The sequence below is a fragment of the Nocardia tenerifensis NBRC 101015 genome (assembly GCF_000308715.1).
Lineage (GTDB): Bacteria > Actinomycetota > Actinomycetes > Mycobacteriales > Mycobacteriaceae > Nocardia > Nocardia tenerifensis.
In genome coordinates this window covers 1-6437 of sequence record NZ_BAGH01000301.1, presented here as the reverse complement: position 1 = coordinate 6437, position 6437 = coordinate 1, and the positions used below count along the sequence as shown (strand labels likewise).

Here is a 6437-nt window from a genome sequence, read left to right as displayed (position 1 = left end):
GGCGGGTCTGCGCTTCGGGTCCGGACGGTGACGAGTCCTCGTTCGACCTCGCCGTGCGCGCCATCGAGGACTGCCTGCGCCACTCCGACTACACCGCGGCCGAACTCGACATCATCGTGTCCGGATCGATCATCCGCACCCGCCGACGCGGAATCCATTGCGGCGCGCCCCCTTTCGCGCTGATGCTGCGCAATGCGATCGGCGCGCACCGGGCCAGGTGCCTCGACGTCTCGAATGCCTGCGCCGGAATGATCACCGGCGTGCTCGTGCTCGACCGGATGATCAAGGCGGGCGTCGTGCGCAACGGGCTGGTGGTCAGCGGCGAGCAGCTCTCCCCCGCCGCGGAGACCGCCGTACGGGAGATCAGCACGCGGACGGATCCGCAGTTCGCGGCGTTGACGCTGGGCGACGCCGGTGTCGCCGTGGTCATGGACGACCGGGGCGACGACGATGACGAGATCCACCACGTCGAGCTGATGACCCTCGCCGAGGGCGCCGAGCTGTGCCTCGGCATGCCGAGCAACCGCTCGAACGGCATCGCGCTCTACACCGACACCAGAACCATGCAGTCCGACGCCCACTACCGCCAGGGCCTGGACCGCCTCGCCACCGTGGCGGCGAGCACCGGCCAGGGCAGGTCGGGCGCGAACTTCGACTTCTGCATCTACCACCAGTTCAGCGAGCCCGCGATCGACCACCTGCACGAGATGGCCGGGCAGCGGTTCGGCGCGCCGGTGCCCACCTCGCTGAAGGTGCTGCGCGACTACGGCAACACCGGATCCACCTCGCACTTCCTTGTCCTGCACGAACATCTGCGGCAGCAGCGCATTCCCAAGGGGTCGAAGCTCCTGATGTTCGCCCAGGCCTCCGGCATCGTCGGCGGCGGGCTCGCCGCCACCGTCTCGCGACTGGAGGCATGAGGCGTGCCCACCGCGATCCGGTCCGCGGCGGTGTGCACCGACCCGGACACCGGCAGCTATCTCGAGCTGGCGACCCGGGCGGCGCGGGCCTGCCTCGAACGCGCCGGCGTCGGCGTCGACGAGATCGGCCTGCTCGTCAACGCGGGCGTCTTCCGGGACAACAATCTCTGCGAGCCCGCCGTGGCGGCGCTCGTGCAGAAGCGTCTCGGCCTCGGCCTGCGCTATGAGCCGGGCCGAGTACCCGCCTTGTCCTTCGACGTCATGCACGGCGCGGCGGGTGTACCGCACGCGATCGATGTCGCGGAGTCCTTCCTGCGCGCCGACGATGTGCGGTACGCGCTGCTGGTGGCGGGCGACGCCCACCCGTCCACCAGACGCGACACCGACGACGCGCTGTATACCGCGAGTGGCGCCGCGATGCTGCTCGAAAAGGCCTGCGCCGTAGGCGGTTTCGGCCGTCTGCAGACCGTCGAGCCGACCGGTCCGGTGGAGCCCTCGGTGTGGGTGGACATAGAGGAGGCCGGGACGAACGGCCGCGCGACCGGGCATGCCGTCGTCGGTCCGGATCCACTGGCGGTGGCCGCGGCGGCGGTGCGCGCGTGCGTGGCCGAGGAGGGACTCACCGAATCCGACTTCGCCGACGGGCGGGCGGTGCTCCTCGCGCCCGCGCCGAGCTCGGACTTTCCGGCACGACTGGCGGGCACGCTCGGGATTCCGCGCACCGCCGTCGTCGGCCCCGACCCACGGGTCGGCGATCCGTACTCCGCCGCGCCCATCCACGCCTACCTGGCAGCACAGGATTCCGGGCAGCTGACGGCCGCGCGGACGACGCTCCTGCTGGCCGCCTACGACGCCTCCGCGGCCTGTCTCGCCCATCGGCGGGACGCGGCCCCGGTGGGCGTCGCGACGCCGTGACGGTCTGACCGGACGGCAGCGGGCGATCTCGAGCCCGTGAATCGCATTGCGTGACAACGAATTCGACATCGATCAAGGGGAAGCAGTGACGTTCAGCGAGGTGCACGGGGAACGGGAAGCGTCCGATCAGATCGCGATCGTGGGGATGGGGTGCCGGTTTCCCGGCGGGGTGCAAGACGTCGCCGGTTTCTGGGATGTGCTGTGCGCCAAGAAGGATGCGGTGGTCGAGGTGCCCGCCGACCGCTGGAGCCTCGACAAGTTCTACGACCCGGATCCGGAAGCGCCCGGCCGCATGTACTCCCGCCGCGGCGGGTTCCTGACCGACTCGCTGTGGGATTTCGACCCCGAGTTCTTCGGGATCTCGCCGCGCGAGGCCTCGATCATCGATCCGCAGCAGCGGCTGCTGCTCGAAGTGTGCTGGGAGGCGCTCGACGACGCCGGGCTGGCCGCGCGCGTCGCCGGTCGGGCGGTCGGTGTGTATATCGGCGCGTTCACCAGCGACAATGCCGTCGGCCGGATCACTCCCGCGGCGCGGCTGTTCATCTCCGCGCACACGCCGCTGAGCTACACCTTCACCCTGCTGTCCAACCGGCTCTCCTACGCGCTCGATCTGCGCGGGCCGAGCATGACCATCGATACCGCGTGCTCCTCCTCGCTCGTCGCCGTGCATCAGGCCAGGCGTGCGATCCTGGCCGGGGAGTGCGAGTCGGCGCTGGCGGGCGGGGTCAATCTGATGCTGCAACCGGAGACGTCGGTGTCGATGAGCAAGGGGCGGTTCCTCTCCGCCGACGGCCGCTGCAAGGCCTTCGACGCCTCGGCCGACGGATACGGGCGGGGTGAGGGCGCCGGGATCGTCGTGCTCAAACGGCTCGACGCGGCGCTGCGCGACGGTGACCGGGTCTACGCGATCGTGCGCGGCACCGGGGTGAACCAGGACGGCCGGACCGCCGCCATCCCGGTGCCGAACCCGGCCGCGCAGGCGGAGCTGGCGCGGGCGGTGTGCGCGGAGGCGGGCATCGCGCCGCGTGAAGTCTGCTACGTGGAGGCACACGGCACGGGAACACCGGTCGGCGATCCGCTCGAAATGGACGCGCTCGGCGCTGTTTACGGCACGGCGTCGGGGCGGGAGCGCCCGCTCGAGGTCGGGTCCGTCAAGGCGACGCTCGGACATCTGGAGGCGGCCGCGGGTATCGCGGGGCTGATCAAGTCCGCGCTGACGGTCTACCACCGCCGCGTCGCGCCGCAGGGCTGGCTGGAGCGGCTCAACCCGCGGATCCCGTTCGAGGAGTTGAACATTCGGGTGCCCACCGAGGTGCGGGAGCTCTCCGATACCGCGGCGGTCCTCGCGGCGGTGAACAGCTTCGGGTACGGCGGGACGAACGCGCACGCGATTGTGCAAGCGCCGCAACCGCTTCCGGCGGAGCCGGCGCCCGAGGTGTTCCCGGTGCTCCCGATCTCCGCGCGCACGCCGGACGCGACCCGCGAGCTGGCCCGTCGCTTCGCCGCGATGATCGATCGGCGGCGCGACGTCGACGCGCTCGTCGCCGCGGCCTGGACGAGACGCACGCACCACCCGTTCCGCGCCGCGTTCGACTTCTCCGACGCCACGGATCTGCACACCAAGTTGCAGAACTTCGCCATGGGAGCGGACCGCCCGCCGCTGCGCGCGTACACCGGACCCGCCGCGCGGCCGGTGTTCGTCTTCAGCGGGATGGGTCCGCAGTGGTGGCGCATGGGCCGCGATCTGCTGGTGGCCGACGGCGTCTTCGCGCGGACGGCGCGGCGCGTCGACGCCGAGTTCTTCGCGATCTCGGGCTGGTCGCTCCTCGATGAGTTGCTGCGGCCCGAGGAGGAGTCGCGCGTCACCGCCACGGAGGTCGCGCAGTCGGCGAACTTCCTGATCCAGGTGAGCCTCGCGGCCGAACTCACCGAACTGGGGGTGCGTCCGGCGGCGATCGTCGGGCACAGCGTCGGCGAGGTCAGCGCGGCCTACGTGTCCGGCATGCTCAGCCTGCGCGACGCGCTCCTGGTCAGCTACCACCGGGGGCGGCTGCAAGCGACGGCGGGCGGCGCGATGCTCGCTGTCGGTCTGCCCGAACACGAGGCGGTGCAACTCATCTCGGGCATCGGCGGAGTGTCGGTGGCCGCCGTCAACAGCCCGACGGCGGTCACCCTGGCCGGTGACCGCGGCGCGATCGCCCGCGTGCAGGAGCGACTCGACGAGACGGACGCGTTCGTCCGCGTGCTCGACGTCGAGGTCGGCTACCACTCGCACCTGATGGATTCCATCCTCGGCGAATTGCGCTCGGCGCTGGCCGATCTCGCGCCGCGGGAGCCGGTTACCCCGCTGTTCTCGACCGTGACCGGCGGGCGGGTCAGCGGTCCGGAATGGGGCGCGGAGTACTGGTGCCGCAATGTCCGCAGGCCGGTGCGCTTCGCCGACGCCGCCGGCGCGTTGATCGCGGACGGGCGCCGGGTGTTCCTCGAGATCGGCCCGCATCCGGTGCTCAGCGGCAATATTCGGGAGATGCTCGTGCGTGCCGGCGAGACGGGCACCTCGATCGGCACCCTGTCTCGCAAGGAGGGCGACCTCGTCGGCCTGCGCCGGGCGATCGCCGAGCTGTATATCGTCGGCGCCCTGGACGGTTCGGGGGTGCCCGGTGGTGTCGCGCTCGCGCGGCACGCACCGCTGCCCGCGTACCCGTGGCAGAAGACCCGCGTGTGGACCGAGACCGAGTCGGTGCTGCGCGACCGGCTCGGCGCCGACATCCGCTACCCGATGCTCGGCGAACGCCCGGAGCCCGCCGCGGCCGAGTGGGTCGCGGGGCTCTCGGTCAGCGCGCTGCCGTGGCTGCACGACCACATCGTCGGCGGCGCGGTGGTCCTGCCCGGTGCGGCCTACCTCGACGCCGCGCTCAGCGCGGCCGCCCTGCGCACGGGTCGGGAGGAGCTGGCGCTCGAGGACGTCCGGTTCGTCACGCCGCTGGTGATCGACGCGCACGACGTGCCGGTGCTCCGGTCGACGGTCGAGGAATCGACCAAACGATTCACCATGACCGCGCGGCCCGCCCAGGGGACCACCTGGACCCTGCACGCGACGGGCCGGCTGGTGGAGGGTCCGCTGCGGCCCATCCCTGTCGAGCTGCCCGTTCTCGACGACACGACGACTATCAGCGGCGCGGAGCTGTACCCGGTGCTGGCCGAGCACGGGCTCGCGTACGGCCCGGCGTTCCAGGGCATCGTCGAGGCGCGCGTCGGCGCGGACTTCGTCGTCGCGCAGATCGACGCCTCGGCGGCGAAAAACAGTGCGCACCTGGCACATCCGACCGTGCTGGACGCGGCCCTGCAATGCGTCGCCGCGCTGGCGACGCGATCGAGCGGCGACTTCGCGGGGGCCATCGTGCCCACGGAGATTCGTACCGTGCGGCGCTTCGGGCCGATCCCGCCGACGGCCACGGTCCTGGTCCGGCGGCGAGCCGATGCGCTGTGCGCGGACGTGGACATTCTCGACGCCGACGGAGCGCAGGTGCTCGCGCTCGGCGACGTGCGGTTCCGGGCGGTGTCGCCGCCGCTGCCGATGCTCGATCGGCTGGCCCGGGTCTTCTACGAACCGCGGTGGGAGCGGCTCGACGAGCTCGCGGCGGAGTCACCGGAGACGCCGGTGCGCGAGTTCGGCGTGGTTGTCGCGCTGGGGGATTCGGCGACGGTGCGGGCGCGGGCGATCGCCGCCGGATGGCCGGAGGCCGTCGTGCTCGAGGTCGCCGACGCGGCGGGCCCGGACCTGGGGACCGATGTCGCGATCGCGTTGCGGGCCGGGCTCGCCGACGACGAGGTGGACCGCACGCGGCTGACCGTCGTCGCCGGGGACGAGTACCCAGCCTCGGACAACGTGTACGCACTGGCCAGGATCGCCAGTGCCGCAGCGGTTCTCGATGACACCGCCGACGATGCCCGCGCGGGCGAGATCTGCGCGGCGCTGGTGACGGTGCACGGCCTGTGCCTGCCCGAGGCCGGGCCGGCGGACCTCGATCTCTCGCACGGCGCCCTCGTCGGCGCCCGCCGATCGCTGTTCAACGAGCAGCCCTCGCTGCGCTGGCGGCTGATCGATACCGAACCCGATACCCCGGTCGACCACATAGTCGGCGAAATACTCCACGGCACAATGGATCTCGACGAGGTGTGCCTGCGCTCGGGCGCCCGGTGGATGCAGTGTCTTCGCGACACCCTGCCGGATCGCCTGCGGCGGCGCGACGAAGAGCTCGCACCCGACGATCCCGAGGCGTCGTTCGCGCTCGAACAACCCCGCACCCGGCTGCTGCGGGATCTGGTCTGGCGCGAGGCCGAGCGCACGCCGCCGGGCCACGGCGAGATCGAGATCCGGCTCGACGCCCTGGGGCTCAATCCGAAGGACGCCTACAAGTTGCTCGGCGTGCTGACCGACGAATACCTGGACGGCACGTTCTTCGGCAGGGAGATCGGCCACGAGGGCGGGGGCACCGGTGGTCCGGGTCGGCGAGGGCGTCAGCGGCCTCGCCGTCGGGGATCGCGTCGTCGTGTCGGCGCGCGATATGGCCCGGCGGTTCCTCACGACCGACCAGAACT

3 protein-coding genes are annotated in these 6437 nt (G+C 71.7%); all 3 read left to right on the top strand.

The genetic code is table 11. The features are described 5' to 3' along the window. Positions 1–920, top strand: a 920-nt coding sequence (locus ON39_RS23940; protein WP_040737724.1) for a 3-oxoacyl-ACP synthase III family protein, incomplete at its 5' end; no start/stop codon positions are given. Between the two features lie 3 nt (positions 921–923). Continuing rightward, entirely contained in the window at positions 924–1835 is a 912-nt protein-coding gene (locus tag ON39_RS23935; protein WP_051186970.1) for a beta-ketoacyl-[acyl-carrier-protein] synthase family protein, read from the top strand. Positions 1836–1920: 85 nt separating this feature from the next. After that, positions 1921–6437 (top strand): type I polyketide synthase (locus ON39_RS23930; RefSeq protein WP_157195509.1); only part of this gene is annotated, 4517 nt, incomplete at its 3' end.